The sequence below is a fragment of the Sanguibacter massiliensis genome (assembly GCF_900240335.1).
Taxonomy (GTDB): Bacteria; Actinomycetota; Actinomycetes; order Actinomycetales; family Cellulomonadaceae; genus Flavimobilis; species Flavimobilis massiliensis.
The window spans coordinates 1-980 of record NZ_LT964998.1 but is presented as its reverse complement, the minus strand read 5'-3'; the positions used below and the strand labels follow the sequence as shown (position 1 = coordinate 980).

Annotated in this window: 1 protein-coding gene; it reads left to right on the top strand. The window is 74.4% G+C overall.

Annotation, left to right across the window (positions count from 1 at the left end):
• On the top strand, positions 1-879 hold an 879-nt coding region (locus C1729_RS14215; protein WP_242493926.1), incomplete at its 5' end, for an EamA family transporter.
• Between the last annotated feature and the right edge of the window lie 101 nt (positions 880-980).

Genomic DNA, 980 nt, shown 5'->3' with positions numbered 1-980 from the left:
GCGCCTGGGGTGCGGGTGCGGGGTGCCTCCACGACGCGCAAGGACCGCGCCGTCGGCCTCGGGCAGATGCTCGTGAGCACCGTCTCCGGGCAGAGCGGCGCCGCCCTCGGCGCGAGCGCCTTCCCGCTCATCGGCCCCGTCGGCGTCGTCGCCCTCCGTCAGCTCGTCACCGCGACCGTCCTCGTGCCCGCCGTGCGCCCCCGCCTGCGCGGTCGCAGCCGCGCTCAGTGGCTCCTCGCGCTCGGGCTCGTCGTCGTCTTCAGCGTCATGAACCTCTCGCTCTACCTCGCAGTCGAGCGGCTCGGCCTCGGTCTCGCCGTGACGATCGAGTTCCTCGGGCCGCTCGCCGTCGCGATCCTCGGCTCCCGACGACGCCTCGACGTTGCGTGCGCGCTCCTCGCGGGCGTCGGCGTCGTCGTCCTCACCAACCCCGGCCCGACGACCGACGTCACCGGCATCCTCCTCGCCCTCGCAGCCGCCGCCGCGTGGGCCGGGTACATCCTCCTCAACCGCGCCGTCGGGCAGCAGTTCTCCGGGCTCGACGGGCCCGCGCTCGCGAGCGGGCTCACCGCCCTCGCGTGGCTGCCCGTCGCCGCGTGGTGGTTCACGCAGCACCCGCTGACCTGGCACGCGTTCGCTCTCGCGGCCGGCTGCGCGCTTCTCGCGTCCGTCGTGCCCTACGCGTTTGACGTCCTCGCGCTGCGCCGCGTGCCGGCCCCGATCTTCGGGACCTTCGCGAGCGTCAACCCCGTCATCGCGGCGCTCATGGGCTGGCTCGTCCTCCACCAGGCCCTCGACGCCCACGAGTGGGCCGGCATCGCGCTCATCGTCGCGAGCAACGCGCTCGTCTCCGCGCGCGGCCTGCGCCACCCCCACTAACCCCGCCCCCGCACGCAAGAATCCGCGCTGGTGGCTACTGGGAGTAGCCACCAGCGCGGATTCTTGCGTGCGGGGGCGGGGTTAGTGGGGGTGGCGCAGGC